This is a genomic window from Spirulina major PCC 6313 (genome assembly GCF_001890765.1).
Classification (GTDB): Bacteria; Cyanobacteriota; Cyanobacteriia; order Cyanobacteriales; family Spirulinaceae; genus Spirulina; species Spirulina major.
The window spans coordinates 2,536,588-2,554,805 of record NZ_KV878783.1 but is presented as its reverse complement, the minus strand read 5'-3'; the positions used below and the strand labels follow the sequence as shown (position 1 = coordinate 2,554,805).

Annotated in this window: 18 protein-coding genes; 8 read left to right on the top strand and 10 right to left on the bottom strand. The window is 55.7% G+C overall.

Translation table 11 applies throughout. The features are described 5' to 3' along the window. The first annotated feature begins 1 nt into the window (after position 1). The 3 genes from SPI6313_RS11230 to SPI6313_RS11220 all read left to right on the top strand — a co-directional run bounded on the left by SPI6313_RS11230 (position 2) and on the right by SPI6313_RS11220 (position 3,294). Positions 2 to 1,042 carry a tetratricopeptide repeat protein gene (locus SPI6313_RS11230; protein WP_072621077.1) on the top strand — a complete coding sequence of 347 codons (1,041 nt, stop codon included), beginning with the start codon at positions 2 to 4 and terminating at the stop codon, positions 1,040 to 1,042. 250 nt (positions 1,043 to 1,292) lie between these two features. Beyond that, complete coding sequence (locus tag SPI6313_RS11225) at positions 1,293 to 2,477, top strand: aldo/keto reductase (RefSeq protein WP_072621076.1); 1,185 nt, start codon at positions 1,293 to 1,295, stop codon at positions 2,475 to 2,477. 139 nt (positions 2,478 to 2,616) lie between these two features. After that, positions 2,617 to 3,294 (top strand): hypothetical protein, encoded by a 678-nt coding sequence (locus SPI6313_RS11220; protein WP_072621075.1) that lies wholly within the window; start codon positions 2,617 to 2,619, stop codon positions 3,292 to 3,294. Positions 3,295 to 3,347: 53 nt separating this feature from the next. On the opposite strand, the gene SPI6313_RS11215 is transcribed toward SPI6313_RS11220, so the two are convergent. The 5 genes from SPI6313_RS11215 to trmD all read right to left on the bottom strand — a co-directional run bounded on the left by SPI6313_RS11215 (position 3,348) and on the right by trmD (position 7,764). Further along, on the bottom strand, positions 3,348 to 3,812 hold the full coding sequence (locus SPI6313_RS11215; RefSeq protein ID WP_072621074.1) for a divergent PAP2 family protein: 465 nt from the start codon (positions 3,810 to 3,812) through the stop codon (positions 3,348 to 3,350). 17 nt (positions 3,813 to 3,829) lie between these two features. Then, positions 3,830 to 4,756: a geranylgeranyl diphosphate synthase CrtE gene (gene crtE / locus SPI6313_RS11210; protein ID WP_072621073.1), complete on the bottom strand. Its 927-nt coding sequence runs from the start codon at positions 4,754 to 4,756 to the stop codon at positions 3,830 to 3,832. 86 nt (positions 4,757 to 4,842) lie between these two features. Beyond that, positions 4,843 to 5,619: a DUF3747 domain-containing protein gene (locus SPI6313_RS11205; RefSeq protein WP_072621072.1), complete on the bottom strand. Its 777-nt coding sequence runs from the start codon at positions 5,617 to 5,619 to the stop codon at positions 4,843 to 4,845. Between the two features lie 122 nt (positions 5,620 to 5,741). Further along, on the bottom strand, positions 5,742 to 6,911 hold the full coding sequence (locus tag SPI6313_RS11200; RefSeq protein ID WP_084668993.1) for an RNA-guided endonuclease InsQ/TnpB family protein: 1,170 nt from the start codon (positions 6,909 to 6,911) through the stop codon (positions 5,742 to 5,744). Between the two features lie 124 nt (positions 6,912 to 7,035). Beyond that, positions 7,036 to 7,764, bottom strand: a complete 729-nt coding sequence (gene trmD / locus SPI6313_RS11195; RefSeq protein WP_072621071.1) for a tRNA (guanosine(37)-N1)-methyltransferase TrmD — start codon at positions 7,762 to 7,764, stop codon at positions 7,036 to 7,038. 81 nt (positions 7,765 to 7,845) lie between these two features. On the opposite strand from trmD, the gene SPI6313_RS11190 reads away from it, so the two are divergent. From SPI6313_RS11190 to SPI6313_RS11175, 4 genes are all read left to right on the top strand, one after another. Beyond that, positions 7,846 to 8,712 (top strand): cyanophycinase, encoded by an 867-nt coding sequence (locus SPI6313_RS11190; RefSeq protein ID WP_072621070.1) that lies wholly within the window; start codon positions 7,846 to 7,848, stop codon positions 8,710 to 8,712. 134 nt (positions 8,713 to 8,846) lie between these two features. Then, on the top strand, positions 8,847 to 11,465 hold the full coding sequence (cphA, locus tag SPI6313_RS11185) for a cyanophycin synthetase (protein ID WP_072621069.1): 2,619 nt from the start codon (positions 8,847 to 8,849) through the stop codon (positions 11,463 to 11,465). A gap of 290 nt (positions 11,466 to 11,755) precedes the next feature. Further along, positions 11,756 to 12,073 (top strand): hypothetical protein, encoded by a 318-nt coding sequence (locus tag SPI6313_RS11180; protein ID WP_139276617.1) that lies wholly within the window; start codon positions 11,756 to 11,758, stop codon positions 12,071 to 12,073. Between the two features lie 68 nt (positions 12,074 to 12,141). After that, positions 12,142 to 12,357, top strand: a complete 216-nt coding sequence (locus SPI6313_RS11175) for a hypothetical protein (RefSeq protein ID WP_072623102.1) — start codon at positions 12,142 to 12,144, stop codon at positions 12,355 to 12,357. Positions 12,358 to 12,449: 92 nt separating this feature from the next. Here the strand turns inward: SPI6313_RS11175 and SPI6313_RS11170 are convergent, their stop codons facing one another. Beyond that, entirely contained in the window at positions 12,450 to 13,094 is a 645-nt protein-coding gene (locus tag SPI6313_RS11170; protein WP_072621067.1) for a hypothetical protein, read from the bottom strand. Positions 13,095 to 13,158: 64 nt separating this feature from the next. Between SPI6313_RS11170 and SPI6313_RS11165 the strand changes: the two genes are divergently transcribed. Further along, the gene (locus SPI6313_RS11165) at positions 13,159 to 14,253 is read left to right on the top strand and encodes a sensor histidine kinase (RefSeq protein WP_072621066.1); all 1,095 of its coding nucleotides are present in this window, start codon (positions 13,159 to 13,161) and stop codon (positions 14,251 to 14,253) included. 35 nt (positions 14,254 to 14,288) lie between these two features. On the opposite strand, the gene SPI6313_RS11160 is transcribed toward SPI6313_RS11165, so the two are convergent. From SPI6313_RS11160 to SPI6313_RS11145, 4 genes are all read right to left on the bottom strand, one after another. Further along, positions 14,289 to 14,888: a GDYXXLXY domain-containing protein gene (locus SPI6313_RS11160; protein ID WP_072621065.1), complete on the bottom strand. Its 600-nt coding sequence runs from the start codon at positions 14,886 to 14,888 to the stop codon at positions 14,289 to 14,291. Positions 14,889 to 15,121: 233 nt separating this feature from the next. Then, positions 15,122 to 16,429 carry a DUF58 domain-containing protein gene (locus tag SPI6313_RS11155; RefSeq protein WP_072623101.1) on the bottom strand — a complete coding sequence of 436 codons (1,308 nt, stop codon included), beginning with the start codon at positions 16,427 to 16,429 and terminating at the stop codon, positions 15,122 to 15,124. A 27-nt stretch (positions 16,430 to 16,456) separates the two neighbouring features. Beyond that, positions 16,457 to 17,146, bottom strand: a complete 690-nt coding sequence (locus tag SPI6313_RS11150) for a cyclic nucleotide-binding domain-containing protein (protein ID WP_072621064.1) — start codon at positions 17,144 to 17,146, stop codon at positions 16,457 to 16,459. Between the two features lie 58 nt (positions 17,147 to 17,204). Continuing rightward, positions 17,205 to 18,191 (bottom strand): protein kinase domain-containing protein, encoded by a 987-nt coding sequence (locus SPI6313_RS11145; protein ID WP_072621063.1) that lies wholly within the window; start codon positions 18,189 to 18,191, stop codon positions 17,205 to 17,207. Positions 18,192 to 18,218: the final 27 nt, after the last annotated feature.

Genomic DNA, 18,218 nt, shown 5'->3' with positions numbered 1-18,218 from the left:
TTTGGAAAACGGGGGCTTTACGCTTTACATTCGTAAACTTGGCCTCGTTTACCAACTCCAAGGCCACCTCGATTTAGCCCTCACAACCTATCAGCAAGTCGTCCAATTCTATGACCGAACTGAGATAAATTCCTATTCAGCGCCCGAAGTGCTGAATCGCATCGCAACCATTCATCAACAACAGGGCCAGGTTGAACCCGCCCTCGCCGCCTCTCAAAAGGCGCTCAAGATTGCCCGCCATGACACCTCAGACCCCCAAGCGCCCCACATTACCAATCAAGTCTTAAGCCTCGAAAACATCAGCGCCCTGTATCAAGCCCAGGGCCAACCGGATCGCGCTCGTCGCTACCGTGATGAAGCTCAGGCCGTTCTGGAGCGATTTGGGCAGCCCGATGCGGGGGGTGTGCCCTATCCCTTGGAATTGATCCTAGCGTCCATTGGCGAGTTTTATTTAGTCGGGCAGGAGAGCGATCGCGCCCAATCCTACTTCGACCGCGCCGTCGAACAAGCCCGCACCTCTCGTAACCAAGACTATGCAGAACTCTATATTCTCAATTTCATCGTCCTCGCCTATACCAAACAAAGCCAATTTGCGGCCGCCATTCCCTACCAAAAACAACTCATTCCGATTTTTCAAGCCATGGACTTATGGGGCAGCGCGGCAATCATGTCCCAAAATCTGGGTAATCTCTACGCCGAAATTGACCAAACCGAGCCAGCCCTAGCGGCCTACAACGATGCCGTGATCTGGTTTCAAGCAAATCAAGACTCTGGCGAATCCAGCGTCTCCATCGGCCATATTTTTAAACAAAAGGCCCGCCTGTATGAGCAGCAAAACCAGTGGGAACTGGCCGAGTCAGCCTACCAAACAGCACTTCAGCACTATGAAGCCTCCCAAACGCCCTTGGGCCAAATTGTTGTCCTCGAACGGTTAGCCCACCTCAGCGCCCAACAGGGAGAATCACAGCAGGCGATCGCCTATCAAAACCAAGCCCTAACCCTCCGTCGCAGCCTCGATCTACCCTGGGCTTCCAAACCCTAACCTCCACCCAACACAATCGCTCCCTGAGCCTGTCGAAGGGTAAGCAACCAGATTCCGCAGCAATCCAACCCTCGGATTCGACCCGCCACGGAGGGCATTAATGACCGTGCGGTATAATTCGGGGAGCATTTTCAACGGTGGGGAGTTTGCGAGAATTGCCCCATTTTTAGGGGGCTGGGGTCACGTTTCCAAGGGTGATCTGGCGTTGAGTCTCTCGTTAAATGTAGAGTTTTTTAGATCGTGAATCCTGATGCAATATCGTCGTTTTGGTCGCACTGAATTATCCATGCCCGTCTTTTCCTGCGGGGGAATGCGGTATCAACACAAATGGCAAGATCAGCCCTGGGCCGAAATTCCCCCAGAGGGTCAGGCGAATCTAGAGGCAACGATTCGCCGGTCTTTGGAATTAGGGATTAATCATATTGAGACGGCGCGGGGCTATGGCACATCGGAACTGCAATTGGGGCGAATTTTACCGACGTTACCCCGTGAGCAGATCATCGTACAAACCAAGGTGTCACCTAAGCCGGATGCGCAGGAGTTTCGTGACACCTTAGAAAAATCCCTCCAGTTGTTGCAGTTGGACTCTGTTGATCTGCTGGGGATTCACGGCATTAATACACCGGACAATTTGACGGATACGATCCGGCCGGGGGGCTGTTTGGATGTGGTGCGGGAGTTCCAAGCCCAGGGACGGATTCGCCATGTGGGGTTTTCGACCCACGGGCCGACGGATGTGATCTGTCGGGCCATTGAAACGGGGCTGTTTGACTATGTGAATTTGCATTGGTACTACATTAATCAAGGCAATTGGCCGGCGATTGAGGCGGCCCAAGGGCAGGATATGGGGGTATTTATTATCAGTCCGTCCGACAAAGGGGGTCACTTGTATGCACCGCCGCCGAAGTTGGTGGAGCTTTGTGCGCCCTTGAGTCCGATGGTGTTTAATAATCTGTTTTGTTTGTCCCATCCGGAGGTGCATACTCTGTCGGTGGGGGCAGCGCGGCCGACGGATTTTGATGAACATTTAAAGACGTTGCCGGTGTTGGCGCAGGCGGGGGACTTGTTGCCGCCGATTTTGGAGCGGTTGGAGCAGGAGGCGATTCGCTGTTTGGGGAAAGAGTGGGTGGAAACGTGGGATCAGGGGTTGCCTGATCCCCACCATGTGCCGGATGAGATTGGGGTGAAGACGATTTTATGGTTGCGCAATTTAGCGATCGCCTATGACATGGTGGACTATGGGAAGGCGCGGTATAACCTGTTGAATAATGGGGGACATTGGTTCCCCGGTAAACAGGCGAGTGATCCGATCGATCGGAGTCGCATCGAGCGATCGCTCCAACATAGCCCCCACCGTCAAAAAATCCCGGCACTCTTAGAAGATGCCGCCCGTCGTTTAGGGGGCGAAACGGTGCAGCGATTGTCCCAAAGTTAAGGGCGACAGGGTGCGGAATTTGCGGCCGTTGGGCTGAGGGGTTTGCTAGCGTGGGAACATATTCCAGGGCGATCGCACCTTAGATCGTCAGTGTGAATGATCTCAATTCGCCTTCAGTCCATTACTTCTCCCGAATACAATGCAACACCCTCTAGCTCTATGTGGTCTTGGTTTAAGTGCGCTGGTTTTGCCTGGCCTGTTGCAGGGGTCGCCGGCGATCGCCATTGATCCCGGCCCCATCACCCCCCCTGCTGAAATCGCGGCAGTACAGATCGCCCAAGCCCCCGCCGAGGCTGCGCTCAAGTTAACTCTGGCGGATCTGCCCCAAGGTTTTATCGAGCCGCCCCCCGCCGTCGCCGCGCAAATGGTGCAGCAACTCGAAGCCCTCAGCGGTCAGTTTCAGCAAAGCGGTGTCAGTCCCGAAGACTTTTACGTCTATATTCACCCCACCCGCTTGCAAGTGGTGGTGGGGTTCAATGGCGTAGTTAGCGATCCGGAACTGTTTGACTATTACCTGACCCAATCCCAACAGCCGGACCAGCAAATCAAAATCACCGAATTAATCCAACAACGCCTCGCCCCGATGGATGGCATTGCTCTCACCCGCTATGAAACCCTAGAAACGGTGAACGGGGTGGGCGATCGCGCCGCTGGGATTCACCTCGGTTTGACCCTCTACGATACCCAATTCAGTAGCGATCTCGTCACGTTCCGGCGGGGGACTGTGGGGCTGTTCACGGCGATCATGTATCCCCAAGATCAAGCGCCCCTTGTGGAATTATTAACCCTCGCCACCACCCTCGATCAGCGCATCTAAGCCGAATCTAGAAACGCGAAGCGAAGCCCTCTCCCACAGGAGAGGGCTTCGCACTACACGGGCGTGGCCATCATACCGGCGAGAAGGGAGATGCTAATTCCCAACGCCAGGCCCATCAAGACTTGAAAGGGAGTATGGCCAAGGAGTTCTTTCAGGCGTTCTTCGTTGAGTTCTTTGCCTTCTTGGAACATTTCGTCGAGGATTTGGTTGAGGATGCGGGCTTGTTTCCCGGCGGCTTGGCGGACTCCGGCGGCATCGTACATGACGATCACCGCAAAGATAGATGCGATCGCAAACTCCGCACTATTCCACCCCTTCGCTTGGCCGACCCCCGTCGCCAGGGCAGACACCAGCGCCGAGTGCGAACTGGGCATCCCGCCGGTGCTGAACAGGTGACGCACATCCAAACGCTGTTTTTGAATCAAGCTGATGATTAACTTCAGCACCTGAGCAATCAGACAGGCAATAATGGCCACCAGTAGGACGTGGTTACTGAGGATCGAATTAAACTCTTGCATTGTGTTTCCGTTGCCCTCTAATTCTTACGCGCCGTAATGAAGTGAGCGATCGCAGCGAGGGGAGCAGCCGCTGGGCCGTAGGGGTCGAGTTGTGCGATCGCCTCCGTCACCAAACGATCCGCCTCCTGACGCGAAGCCTCCAACCCCCACAAACTAGGATAAGTCGCCTTTTGCGCTTGTAAATCTTTCCCGGCGGTTTTCCCCAATTCAGCTTGGGTCGCCGTAATATCCAAAATGTCATCAATAATCTGGAACGCCAAGCCAATATTTTGGGCATAGCGCGACAATCGCTGTAAATCAGCATCCCCCGCCCCGGCCAAAATTGCCCCACAGGTCACACAAGCCTCTAGCAGCGCCCCGGTTTTATGGGTGTGGATAAAGGTCAGCATCTCAGCGGTGACATCGGGTTTTCCTTCCGATTCCAAATCCATCACCTGGCCCCCCACCAAGCCCGCCGCCCCCACAGCCCGCCCCACATGGGCAACCACCTTCAACACTTGGGCCGGCGGCACATCGGAGGTCTGGTCGGCAATATATTCAAAGGCATAGGCCAGCAGCGCATCCCCCGCCAAAATCGCAATATCATCGCCGTAAACCTTATGGTTCGTCAGCTTACCGCGCCGATAGTCGTCATTATCCATCGCGGGTAGATCATCGTGGATCAGCGACATGGTGTGAATCATCTCCAGGGCGCAGGCGGTAGCCATGGCCATCGCCTCCGTGCCGCCGAGCAGTTCACAGGTTGCCAAACAAAGGATGGGCCGTAACCGCTTCCCCCCCGCCAGCAGCGAGTAGCGCATCGCTTCGTAGATTTTGGGCGGTTCTGCCGTCGGGACAGAGGCCGCCAATGCTGCTTCTACTTTAGTTTGTTGCTGCTGAAGATAAGCAGCCAGATCAAAGTCTGGTGCTGGGGTTGCGGCTTGTTGTTCATCCGTTGTGACCATGCCCAAAAGTAACCCATGGAAAATTTGCTCCCCTCATTCTACAGGGATTGGGAACCGCCCACCAAACGGCGAGAGTCCGGCGAGGGTTAGAGGGTGGGAATGCGTCGCTCTGGCGGGGGGAGGGGGCGATCGCTCGGTGTAGGATCGACGGGCGGTGTGGGTAATGGACGTTGTTGGGGCGGTTGGGGGACGGGGGCCGTGCGGGGGGGAAGGGGGGTAATGATGATTTCGCGCTCCGCCGGGGGCAAAGAGTCCGACGGCAGGGGGCCGCTATTAATCCCCACAGGGCCACCACTGGGCACGGACACCAACTGGGGATCACCGGTTAAATAGATGTGACCCAAGGGGCGATTTTGATAGGTGCGGCGGGTCAGTTCCCAACCCTCATCGAGATGGATTTTGAGATAGCCATCGGCGAGGCCACGGGTGCGGCCAATGGGAATCCGAACGTTGGGTTCGCGGGGGGAATTGGCCATTAATACCAACTCGTTACCTTGGGGCACGACGGAGAGAATAAAGCGCCAGCCGAGGTCTTCGCTGCCAATGCGCAACGAGTAGCCGTTGCTGTCGGTGAGGCGGTTACAGATGTCGCTGAAGTCAAAGTTAAAAAGGAGAGGATCAACCCGTGTCGGTTCGCCGTCATATTCTTGCCAGCAGGGCCGACGGTTGGACAGTTGTTCGACGATCAGTAACTGATAGCTGCGTTTTTCCACGCCAAAGGGGGATGCGAGTAAGATAAAGCGGCGTTCATCAACCCGTTGATTGTCAAAGATCGCAGCAGAACTGGGAGGGGTCAACAGAGGACTGGTGAGACAGAGGCCGCAGGCGGCGAGGGCGGTGAACCAATGGCGCAGGTTGAACATTAAAAACTACCTCAATACAACAATCTCGATACAACAAATGACAGCGGACCATCACGCTTCGGGCTTTGACACTCCCCGCGAAGACAGCGACGGGGATTCTTGGTTCATCGACCGGACTTAACTCAGCAGGATTGCTCCAACTCAGCCAGAGGCCCAATCTCCCCAAGCGTATAACTTCCCGTGTGCCCCACGGTAGTGAGTCCAAGGCGCAGGATGTTGATGGCAGCATTCACATCTCGGTCAGCCTCATAGCCGCAATGCGGACAGTGATGGGTTCTGACTGAGAGTGCCTTATGTACCCGCTTGCCGCAGCTTGAGCAATCCTGGCTCGTATAGTGGGGAGGAACGGCCACCGTTGCCTTCCCATATTTCCTGCCAAAATACTCCAACCAACGGCGAAACGTTGACCATCCCGCATCACTAATCGACTTAGCCAGATGCCGATTGCGAACCAACCCTTTCACATTCAAGTCCTCATAGGCCACCAAATCGTTAGATTGGATGACGCAGTAGGCGATGCTCTTCGCCCACTCATTACGCTGCCTACTTACCCTTAAATGCTTCCGGGCGTATCGGTTCCTAGCCTTGTGATAGTTCCTCGACTGTGGTTTTGCCCCCTTACGGTACTTTCTGGACTTCTGCCGATTGGCTCTATTCAACCGCCTTTCAGACTTACGATAGAACTGCGGCGTTTCCACCACAGTGCCATCACTGGCAGCGATGAAATACCGCAACCCTAGGTCAAGGCCAACAGCTTTTTGACTCGGCTCACTCTGCACCTGAACATTAACCTGGATGCAGAACTGAACATAGTAGCCATCGGCACGACGAACGAGGCGAACTCGCTTAATTAGGGATTCGTCATAGCGGGCCAGATCGTAGGTGCCGATCAACCGCAATTCCCCAATCCCGAAGCCATCGGTGAATTTGATACGCTTCGGCCCCAGTAGTTTCCAGCCGGAGGTTTTGTATTCCACCGAGCGGGAATGCTTCTTGAACTTGGGGAATCCTACGGGCTTAATACCCTTTTTGCCATACTCATAGAAGCGACTGATGGAACTCCAGGCCCGTTCTGCTGAAGCCTGACGCGCCATGGAATTGAGTTTCTTAGCAAAGGGAAACTCCTCAGCTAACGCTTTGCAGAGCTTGCTAAGGTCGTATTTGCCCACATCTTGGCTATCCATCCAATAGCGCAACGCCTTATTACGGACAAACTGAGATGTCCGGATAGCGTCGTCTATAGCGGTAGCCTGGGCAGGCTTTACCCGTGCTTTGAACTCAAGTACAATCATTCCCTTGTACTAGCATATCTGGCGTAAGAATGCGGCTAAAGCCGCCGTTGCTTTTCATCCCTGGGCTAAAGCCACAGGGCTTTCAAGCTATCGTCTATTCAGGTAATCACACTACACCCAAGGGTTAAGGTGAACCGGACGAGTCAGGATCAGCCGGCGGGTTTTGGGCTTGGCGTTGCCAGGTGGCCCAGAGATCGGGGCGACGTTGGCGGGTGCGGTGGTGTTGTTGTTCGGTTCGCCATTGTGCGATCGCGGCATGGTTGCCAGAACGCAACACCTCCGGCACGTCCCACCCCCGAAACGAAGCCGGGCGGGTGTATTGGGGATAGTCTAGCAGCCCTGTGGCAAAGCTTTCCGTTTTCAGGGATTCGGTTTTACCCACCGTGCCCGGCAGGAGGCGTGTCACGCCATTAACCAGGGTTAATGCCGGAATTTCTCCCCCCGTCAGTACAAAATCCCCCAGGGAAATTTCCCGCGTCGCTAAATGGCGAATTCGTTCATCAAACCCCTCGTAATGTCCGCAAATCAAGACGAGTTGATCGTAGTCGTGGCTCAGGGTTGTGAGGAGTTGATGGGTGAGGGGTTCCCCTTGGGGGGACATCAGGATAATGTCGCGACGGGGCAAGCAGGGCAGAGATTCCACCGCTGCAAAAATCGGGTCGGGCTTGAGGAGCATCCCCACGCCGCCGCCGTAGGGTTCATCATCGACGCGGTGGTGTTTGTCGGTGGTGAAGTCCCGTGGATTGGTACAGATTACCTCAGCGATCTGATTCTGGAGAGCTTTGGCCAGCAGCCCAGATTGCAGGGGGGAGGTGAAAAAGTCGGGAAATAGGGTGATTAGATCGAAACGCATAGACTGGATGGGGATTTCGCGAAATTCAGGGTTTTCGATAAACTGGATAGTTATGTGTTCGGCTGAAAAGCGATACCATAGATGCTGCAAACCGAATCGTATTCTCCAAAGACCCAGATGCCAAAACCAACAAAGACCGCAATCCTCGTGATCGGTGGTGCGGAAGACAAGGTTCATGGACGAGAAATTTTACATACCTTTTTCAACCGTTCCGGGGGCAGTGATGCGGTCATCGGCATCATTCCATCGGCATCGCGGGAACCTGTCTTAGTTGGCGATCGCTATCGACAAATTTTTTCCGACATGGGGGCGCAGCGGGTCGAACTAATCGATATTCGTGAACGCAGCCAAGGAGAAGATTCCTACTACCTAGAATACCTTGAAGACTGCACCGGCATTTTTATGACCGGTGGCGATCAACTCCGCCTCTGTGGGCTGTTGGCGGAAACCCCATTTATGGAGCGTGTCCGGGAGCGCGTGCAGCAACAGGATCTCAGTTTGGCCGGCACCAGTGCCGGGGCAGCGGTGATGGGCCATCATATGATTGGCGGCGGCGGCAGTGGCGAATCGCCCAACCGTGCCCTCGTGGACATGACCATGGGCTTGGGAATCATCCCGGAAGTGATCGTCGATCAACATTTTCATAACCGAAATCGGATGGCGCGACTGCTGACGGCGGTGGCGATTCATCCCGATCGCCTCGGCATCGGCATTGATGAAGATACCTGCGCCATGTTCGAGCATGATGGCTGGTTAGAGGTGATTGGCAAAGGCAATATCACCATTGTTGATCCGCAGTCTTTGTCCCACACCAATCAACTGGATGTGAGCGTGAGCGATCCCCTCAGCCTCCATAGTTTGCGCCTCCATATTTTGTGTCACGGCGATCGCTTCCATCTTCATCAACGTCGTCCTCTCACCCCCATGACCGGCGAAAAATCAGCCTAGGCAAGCCTGATCGAGCCTGGTCTTGACACCGCCTTGGGAAACTGTTCTCTATGAACAGTCTGGCAACTTTTCCACAAGAGACACTATCCCATGGCGAAATCCGTGCGTCTTCCTCATCCTATTTTTAATCCCCTATGAAAATCCTCAAGACTCTCACCCTACGTGGCCCGAACTATTGGAGTATTCGCTACCCGAAGCTGATTGTGATGCGTCTTGATCTTGAAGATCTCGACGAGGTGTATTCCAACCAAATTGAGGGTTTTTATGATGGTCTCTGTGATGTTCTGCCCAGCCTGATCGAGCATTACTGTTCACCGGGGTATCGGGGTGGCTTTCTCGAACGGGTGCAAAACGGGACATTAATGGGGCATATCATCGAACATGTGGCCCTCGAACTCCAAGAAATGGCAGGGATGACAGCCGGGTTTGGGCGGACGCGGGAAACGGGCGATCGCGGCGTTTACAATGTCGTCTTTGAATATGTCGATGAGCAGGCCGGCCGCTACGCGGGCCGCGCCGCTGTCCGCCTCTGTCAAAGCATTGTAGACACCGGCACCTATCCGGACTCCGAACTCGAACAGGACTTAGCCGATCTGCGCGAATTAGCCGCCAACGCATCCCTTGGGCCCAGCACTGAAACCATCATCACCGAAGCCGAAGCCCGGAAAATCCCCTGGCTCAACCTCAGTGCGCGAGCGATGATCCAACTGGGCTACGGGGCCAACTCCAAACGCATCCAAGCCACCCTCTCCGACCACTCCAGCATCCTCAGCGTCGAACTCGCCTGCGACAAAGAAGGCACGAAACTCATGCTTCGGGATGCTGGCATTCCCGTTCCCCGTGGCACCGTCATTCGCTATATCGATGAACTGCAAGATGCGATCGACGATGTGGGCGGCTACCCCATCGTCCTCAAACCCCTCGACGGCAACCATGGCCGCGGCATCACCATCGACATCAATAGCTGGGACGAAGCCGAAGGAGCCTACGACCTCGCCAGCGAAGCCTCCAAAACCCACTCCGTCATCGTCGAACGCTATTACCAAGGCAGCGATCACCGCATTCTCGTCATCAACGGCAAAGTGGTGGCCGTCGCCGAACGGATTCCGGCCCATGTGGTGGGTGATGATCACCACACGATCAGCGCATTGATCGATCGCACCAACGAAGACCCACGCCGGGGCGAAGGCCATGACAACGTCCTCACCAAAATCAAACTGGACAAAACCGCCACCGATGTCCTCGCCCGCCAAGGCTATAGCCTCGACAGCATTCCCCCCGACGGTGAGCGCGTTTACCTGCGGGCCACGGCCAACCTCAGCACCGGCGGCAGCGCCATCGATCGCACCGACGAAATTCACCCCGAAAACATCTGGATCGCCCAGCGGGTCGTGAAAACCATCGGCCTCGATATTGCGGGGATTGATGTGGTCACCTCAGACATCAGCAAGCCCCTGCGAGAGACCGATGGGGTGATCGTGGAAGTGAACGCCGCCCCTGGGTTTCGGATGCACGCGGCCCCCAGTGCTGGGCTACCCCGCAACGTGGGAGCCGCCGTATTGGATCTGCTCTTTCCCGATGGTGCGTCCCCCCGGATTCCCATCGTGGCGATCACCGGCACCAACGGCAAAACCACCACCACCCGTTTAATTGCCCATATTTTCCGCCAAACGGGTAAAACCATTGGGTTTACCACCACCGACGGCATTTATGTGGGGAATTACCTGGTGGAAAAAGGCGATACCACGGGCCCCCAAAGTGCCCAGGTGATTCTCAAAGACCCCACCGTCGAGGTGGCGATTTTAGAAACGGCACGGGGGGGGATTTTGCGATCGGGTGTGGCGTTTGATCAATGTGATGTGGGGGTGGTGCTGAATGTGGCGGCGGATCACCTGGGGATTGGCGACATTAATACCGTCGAACAGATGGCCCATGTGAAAAGTGTGATCGCGGAAGTGGCTGCGCCCAGTGGTTATGCGGTGTTAAACGCTGATGATCCGCTGGTGGCGAAAATGGCGGAACGGGCCAAGGCGAAGATCGCGTATTTTTCCATGGACCCGGACAATCCGGTGCTGCAAGATCATCTGCGGCGGGGTAAGTTGGCGGCGGTGTATGAAAATGGCTATCTCTCGATCATGGAGGGGAATTGGACGCTCCGGATTGAGGAGGCGAAAAATATTCCGATTACCTTGGCGGGGATGGCTCCGTTTATGATTGCCAATGCTCTGGCGGCTTGTTTGGCGGCGTTTGCCCAAGGGGTGGATGTGGAGGAGATTCGCCAAGGGGTGCGCACCTTCCAATTGTCGTCGGAACAAACGCCGGGCCGGATGAATTTGTTTGATCTCGATCGCTACCATGCCCTCGTAGACTATGCCCACAATCCGGCGGGCTACGAGGCCCTCGGTGGCTTTGTCAAAAACTGGCAGGGTCAGCGGGTCGGCATTGTGGGCGCACCGGGCGATCGCCGCGATGAAGATCTGATTCTGTTGGGTGCCCTTGCGGCGGATATGTTCGATCGCATTTTGGTCAAAGAAGACCAAGATCGACGTGGCCGGGCCGAGGGAGCCGTGGCGGATCTGATCGTGCGGGGGATTACCCAGGCCCAGCCCGATGCTCGCTATGAGGTGATTTTGAATGAAGAAAAAGCGATCGCGGTGGGGCTAGATGAAGTGGAAGATGGAGGATTAGTGGTGATTACGCCCGAAAGTGTATCGAGTGCGATCGCCTTGATCGAAGCCCGCCAACCCCGCTAAGATCCGCCGCTGCATCACAAATTAGGAGCGATCGCATGGGGATTTTCCTGGGTAAAACCTCCGGTTATCACACCATTGAGCGATTCTCCATCCGGAGAATCGCTTGTTAAGATCAAGGAAGCTCGGTCAATCTGCTGAAACTGGATGTCCCGATGCGCTTGATGGTGGTGTGAAGAAGCAAAAAATACGGTACCTGCTGTGGATACGAATGGCGTGGACTGTGAACCCGATCCATTTTTCTACGTCAAAGAAGATACCGAGTGTTGTTTCGTGACTGCTGTGATTTTCCTATGAAACGCCCTACTTTTTTCCTTGTAACCTTGATGAGTGCGATCGCGATCGCACTCCCGACCCTCTCTCAGGCTCAAACCGTCTCCAATGCGTCATCCTACCCAGTTCAAGAGCGGAGTAGCTTCATCAATAGCTGTGCCTATGGTCGGGGGGCTGAGGTGCGGGCGGTCTGTGAATGTACCTATCGCCGCATCACCCAACAATACAACTACGAAGAATACCGAACCATCTATCGCCGCGTTGAACAAGGCAGCCCCCTCCCGGAAACAATTGTGGCCATGATTCGCGATTGTCGGCGGGCAGCCGGTAGCCGCTAACCCGAAAGAACATGACAGCGATCGCCCTCGACCCGTACACTAAAAGCGATATCGTCTCAATTTTTGCCATGACCTCCGAACCCAATGCCCCCGAAACATCCCCCCACGAGCCTGAAACCACACCCCAAAACCCCGAAACTCCCAACGAACCCCTCCCCAGTTTCGGCTTTAACCTCTATGCCGAAAAGATCAATGGTCGTTTCGCCATGATTGGCTTCGCCGCCCTGATGCTCCTCGAAATCATCACCCACCAAGACTTCTTCACCTGGCTCGGCTTGCGGTAGGAAAACCTCTAGAGACTCTGACCCCAGAGAAAAACTGCACTGGAATTGGCAACAACTCCAGTGCAGGATGAACGAACCCCAGAGAGCAAGACTTACAACGCTAAATCATTGGTGAGCGTCACATCTAAATCTTCATTGGGATCAACCGAATAGAACGTCACGGACTTGCGACCTAAAAGCAAGCCGCCCAGCGCCCCAGCCCCAGCACCGCCCAAAATTTCACCGATGGAAATCGAATTATCACCCGTCAGCACGGACAACACCGAAGCGGCTGCCGCCCCGATCGCAGCCCCCCGGAGAATGTCATCCCCATCGGCTCCTTTTTTGACCGTTTCCGTGGTGGTGACATAGTCAGAATTGCCATCGAGCACGAGGCGATTGGGGCCCACGAGAATTTCTTGACCGATAAACCGTGCCCCTTCATCCTCTGTCACTTCCACATAGCCTTCGATCACCGTTCCCTTGGCGAGGAGAATCCGATCATTGCGATCGCGCACATTCGACGACAGCACCAGAGTATAGGGTAAGGGTTCTTCCTCATCCATCGTCAATAAAATTTTCTCTGTTTCCGGATCAGCGGAATCCATCGGCAAGGTTGTCCCCGCCGGAATCGTGGCCCGCGAAATATCCGGCAACCGTTGCGCCGTTGCCGAATCTAGAAGGGGCAAGAGGCCGCCCACGCTCAATGTTGCGGTGAGAAGGGTTGCGGTGGTGTTGCGCCAGGTGAATGAGATCATGGGAAGCGTTACTGTAGGGGTTGGGTAGTTCTGACGAAGCGGCACGCGATGGAGTTCCACGACAATGGCACGATTTAGGCTCAGTACCCGGCTGCTGCTCTCCCATCTCTTGGTGATGGTGGTGGGGCTAGGGACGTTCACGTTGATTGCTAAATTTTCCTCGCCCCGTTTTTTTGTGTTGCGCTTGGAGCAGTTGGAGCAACGGGGTTTAGTGACGGTGCGATCGGCGCGTACCTATTTAATCGACGGGTTTGAAAGTGCCTGGAATAGCAGCAGCCTCTGGTCGGTGATCATTGGCGGCACGACGGCGGGCGGCCTGAGTTTGTGGCTCTCCCAGCGCATCACCCAACCCCTCGGAACCATGGCGACCATCACGCAAAAATTTGCATCGGGCCAACTCCAAGAACGAATGCCGACGACAGAAATCCCCGAATTAAATGAACTGGCCCAAAGTTTTAACCGGATGGCCAACAGTTTAGAGGGGGTGGAAAAACGCCGCCGGGAACTGATTGGCGACTTGACCCATGAGTTGCGCACGCCCTTAACGGTGATGCGCGGTTATCTAGAAGAACTCTCTGATGGGGGGCTAGAACCGTCGCCGGAACTTTATCTGCGTTTGGTACGAGAAACGAAACGTCTTGAACGCTTAACCCACGATTTACAGGAACTATCGAAGGCGGAGGCGGGCTATTTGCCGATTCAACTGCAACGGGTGGAGTTGTTGCCGTTGTTGCGGGGGATGGTGGAACGGTTTCAAGATCAGTTGATTGATGATAATCCTCGGTTGCGGTTGGATTGCCCGGTGGACTTGCCGATGGTGTGGGCGGATTTCGATCGCACGGAACAGGTGGTGATGAATTTGGTGGGGAATGCGCTGCGCTATACAGAAGCAGGCGAGATTACGCTCAAAGCTTGGGGGGCGGATAAGTGCGTCTGGGTGGCGGTGATTGATACGGGGGTGGGGATTGCGGCGGCGGATTTGCCCTATGTGTTTGAACGGTTTTGGCGGGCGGATCGATCGCGATCGCTCCACTCTGGCGGCACGGGGATCGGGTTGGCGATTACCCGCCGTCTGGTGGAACTCCAAAACGGCCAGATTGAAGTCGAAAGCGAGCTAGACCGGGGCAGCACCTTTAAGTTTTGCCTCCCTGTTGCCTAGCTGTTGCGGTTTTGCGGTGGAGAGTTGCGCCGAGATTAGAAGCGATAGGCGCGATCGCCCACCCAGAGCGTCACCGGTACGGATGCCCCCTTTTCCCGCACCCGAATTTCTACCCCCATCGGCGGATTGTTGCCAAAACGACGATTGAGATCGGCGATTTCGTCGTTGATGCGATCGCGCTGATCTTCGGGCATATAGTACCGTTCCAGGCCATAGGTCACTTGGTTGTACTGCAACACCCCTTGTAACGTCACCTCATCCGCGTTGAGATCCTCCGGGGGCGTGAGGCCAATGGCCACGGGCTGCCAGGGGGCGGGGCGTTCCGTGGTGGACGGTTCAACGGGAGAGGTGAGAGTGAGATAAAAGGAGACGGCGCGATCGGGCTGTTGTTCCTGGGCTTGATACACCGCATTCCACCCCGGCAACGTCCGCAACTGATCCAGATTAGAAATTTGGTAGCTCAGGGTTTGGGAATAGCCCCGCAAGAGATCGTAGGGATCAACGGGCACGGTTTGAAGCATTACTGTTTCCCCGGCAACATAGGTTAAAATCGCCTGGCTTGGCAGGCCAATAATTAACGCCATTTGCGCCGCTAATGGCAGCCAAAATCGCCAGGAAGCTGGGGTTGTAGCCATGGGAAATCCTCCAATCAAATGACATCGCTGCAACCGTCTAGCGATCGCAGCATGGTTTCCTTGTACCCCATCGCGGGACATTACCCATCCCCTTTCAGCCAGTTTGCCTTGCTGGTCTGAACTACCGCAAGATCGCGAGGAAGCCCACTACCGCCAAGAACTAAAGTTCTTGGCTCATAGCGTCAACCCGTTAAAACGGGTTCGGAATGAGTCTAAAGCTCAATGTCATGGTACTAGAGGCGGCTGCGGGTTTTGAGGCGGAGGTATTGGTCGATCAGGGGTTCAGTAATGCGATCGGCGGGGGCATCAAGGACGAGGACACCCTGTTGCTTGAGGGTGGCGAAGACGGCTTGGCGTTGGGCGAGGAGGTCGAGGGCGATCGCTTGCTCGTAGGCGGCGGGGAGGGTGGTGGCGGTTTGGTGGGCGCAGCGGTCTACTTGGGGATCGCGGAGGGTGACGCAGAAGGGGAGATAGCGGGGGGTGAGGCGGGTGAGGGCGGCGAGGAGTTCGGCGGAGGCGGTGCGATCGATGATGTCCGTGAGGAGGACGATCAGGGCGCGGCGGCTTTGGTGGCGGATGATCTGTTGAACCGTGCCGAAGTAGTCCGGTTCGGTGAAGGTGGGTTGCAACGGGGTGAGGCGTTCGATCAGGGGGGCGAGGCGGTGGTTGCCGCATTCGGGGGGGAGCCAGGTGTTGAGGGTTTTATCAAAGACCCCGATGCCGACGCGATCGCCCCGACTCAGCCCCGCCATGGCCAAGGCGAGCGCCGCATTCATCCCCCAATCAAACCGCTGTAACCCTTGGACTTGGGCGGTCATTAACCGGCCTTGATCGAGAAGAATGATCAGGGTTTGCTCGCGTTCGGGTTCTAACACGCGCACGAGGGGCTGCGATCGCCGCGCCGTTGCCTTCCAATCAATCAAGCGCAGATCGTCCCCGGTGCGGTACTCCCGTAGTTCTTGAAATTCCGTACCTTGACCGAGGGTGCGGGCTTGGCGAAATGTGCCGGTATTTTGCAACGCGAGGCGAATCGAGAGCGATCGCAACCCGATCAAGTCCGGATACACCGCCACCTCCGTCGCCGCTGATTCTTGCCAATCCCACGCCGCCAAGCCCCAGGGACCCACCTGGCGGCCTTGGAGATTGCCCCAGGGCACAACCCCGCGCCGATCGGGGCGGATCATGTAGGTGAGTTCTTGGTGAGCGTGGGGGGCGAGGTCGAGGTGAAACTGTCGCGTTGAAACGGGAAAGGTCGATGGGGGGCGATCGCAGACCCTCAACCGGGCGGGAAAGTTGCCCGCCGTCACGGTCATCGTCACGGGATTATCTCGCCCCACCGCAAGCCGCCCCAGCGGGAGCCGCGCCAAAGTCGCCCGCTGTCGTCGTGCCCGATTCCCATCCATGCCCATCAGCACCAGCAACCCCAGGTCATAGAGGAGCATCACGGCTGTTACCTGGTCAACGGGAAACCGTTGGGCCAAGGCCACCACTGCGATCGCCCCCAGCCCGAAGAGGCCGTAACTCCGCAGACTGGGAATGATCATCGTCGGCCCTCCTGCGCCATTGCCTCAAGCCCGCCGTAGCTGGCGCGAGAGGGTGAGCAATTCTTGGAAATAGGGGGTGTCGGTGATTTGGCGCACGTCGCGATCGCGCTTGACGGGATCAATCGTCACCAATGGCTGCTGCATCTGTTGGCGTAATAATTCTTCCCGCGACTGCACCGCCTCGGTCACCTTCGCCAACGAATCCGACGCAGCGATCAAGGCCCGCTCGTCGGTATGGGTGGTCACCGATTCAATGGTCGTCAAGGCTTGGCGATAGCTCCCTTCGATCATTTGGTTCGCCCAATAGCCCAGGTGTTCAATATATTCCGTCATGTGACGAGCGCGATCGCCCATCAACTGCAACACCCACTGCATCAACAGTGGCGAATCATAGATGGCTTGTAAAAAGCAATCGCGCTCCAATTGCAGCACCGTGCTGGGTTCCATCGCGATCGCCGTGGCCGTCCGGGGTAGCTGATCAATTAACGCCAATTCCCCAAAACTCTCCCCCGCTTCCATCGTATTGAGAATAATATCCTGTCCTTGACGATCCACCGTCGAGATTCGCACTCGTCCGGATTGGATCACATAAAACGCCGTGCCGAGATCCCCCCGTCGAAACAGCACCTCGCCGGCGGCTAACGGCCGCAGGATCATCTGCTGGACAATCGTAGACTCCTGTTGCAAAATTTCGCCAATCTTGGGTGGTTCCATACTGTTCAACCTACACATTCTGAAAGGACAAAGCGACGCACCGATTCACCCCGACCCTTTAGAGGTTTCGTCGTTGTTTCATAAGCTCTAGCTGATGCCGCACCTGGTCAGGGTCAAGCCAACCATAGCCTGCTTCCCCTAGTTCCTTCAAGAGTTGCTGAAAATCGGCCTCTGTCCAATGGGGTTCTCCTAACCGGGTCAAGATCCCATCGGGGTTAGCGGGGCGCGATCGCACCTGAGTCAACCACTGTTGCACCCGTCCAAAAAGCCGTCGTTGCAACAATCCAGGGGCGGCATCCTGATGACTCATTGCAGTGCGGATATTCCACTGTAACCCCTCTAAATCTGTTTTGGCTTGATGGAGGGAATAGTCATGATAGTTGGGGTCATGGTTGAGCAACGTTTGGAGCCATTCCTGGAACTGGGGCGGCAGGGTGGTGCTGAGGGAATCCGAGAGCCGCGCCGCCGTCACGTCATCGGTGGTTAATCGTTTTTGACTGTGGGGATCGCGGTTGAGGAGGCTCAGTAATGTGCTGCCCAAATTTTGTAAGTCATTGGGGGGCATTGGGGCGGTGGTCATCAATGGCGACCCAAAATCTGTTAACTGTGTGGTGAAATTTTCATCAACGAAAATATTCGAGGGCTTGAGGTTGGCATGGACACAGCCGTCATCGCGCTGCTGGAGATGAATCAGGGTATCGAGGACGTTAGTGGCGATTTTTTGGATTTCGCGGAGGGACAGTTGTGGGGCCAGATCCAACGCACTTGATGGGATGTAGTCGCGGATCAGGGAAAAACCCGTGCCGGTTTTGTGGGTGTGGAGATATTTCACAATCCGGCGACTATGAACCGATTGAAAGCGATCGCACACCTGTTGATAGCGGGTAAACCACTGTTCACCCTGCTGATGTTCTGGAATCTTAAAGTCCTTGATCACCACCAGATTCCCGGTGATTTGATCATTCGCCAGCGTAGATGCACAAAGACCCTGGAGCGAATGACCTAGAGTTCGGACAATGCTATAGCGTTGATTTAAAGAGGTCATAACCTGACATCAACCGTAGGGTGGATT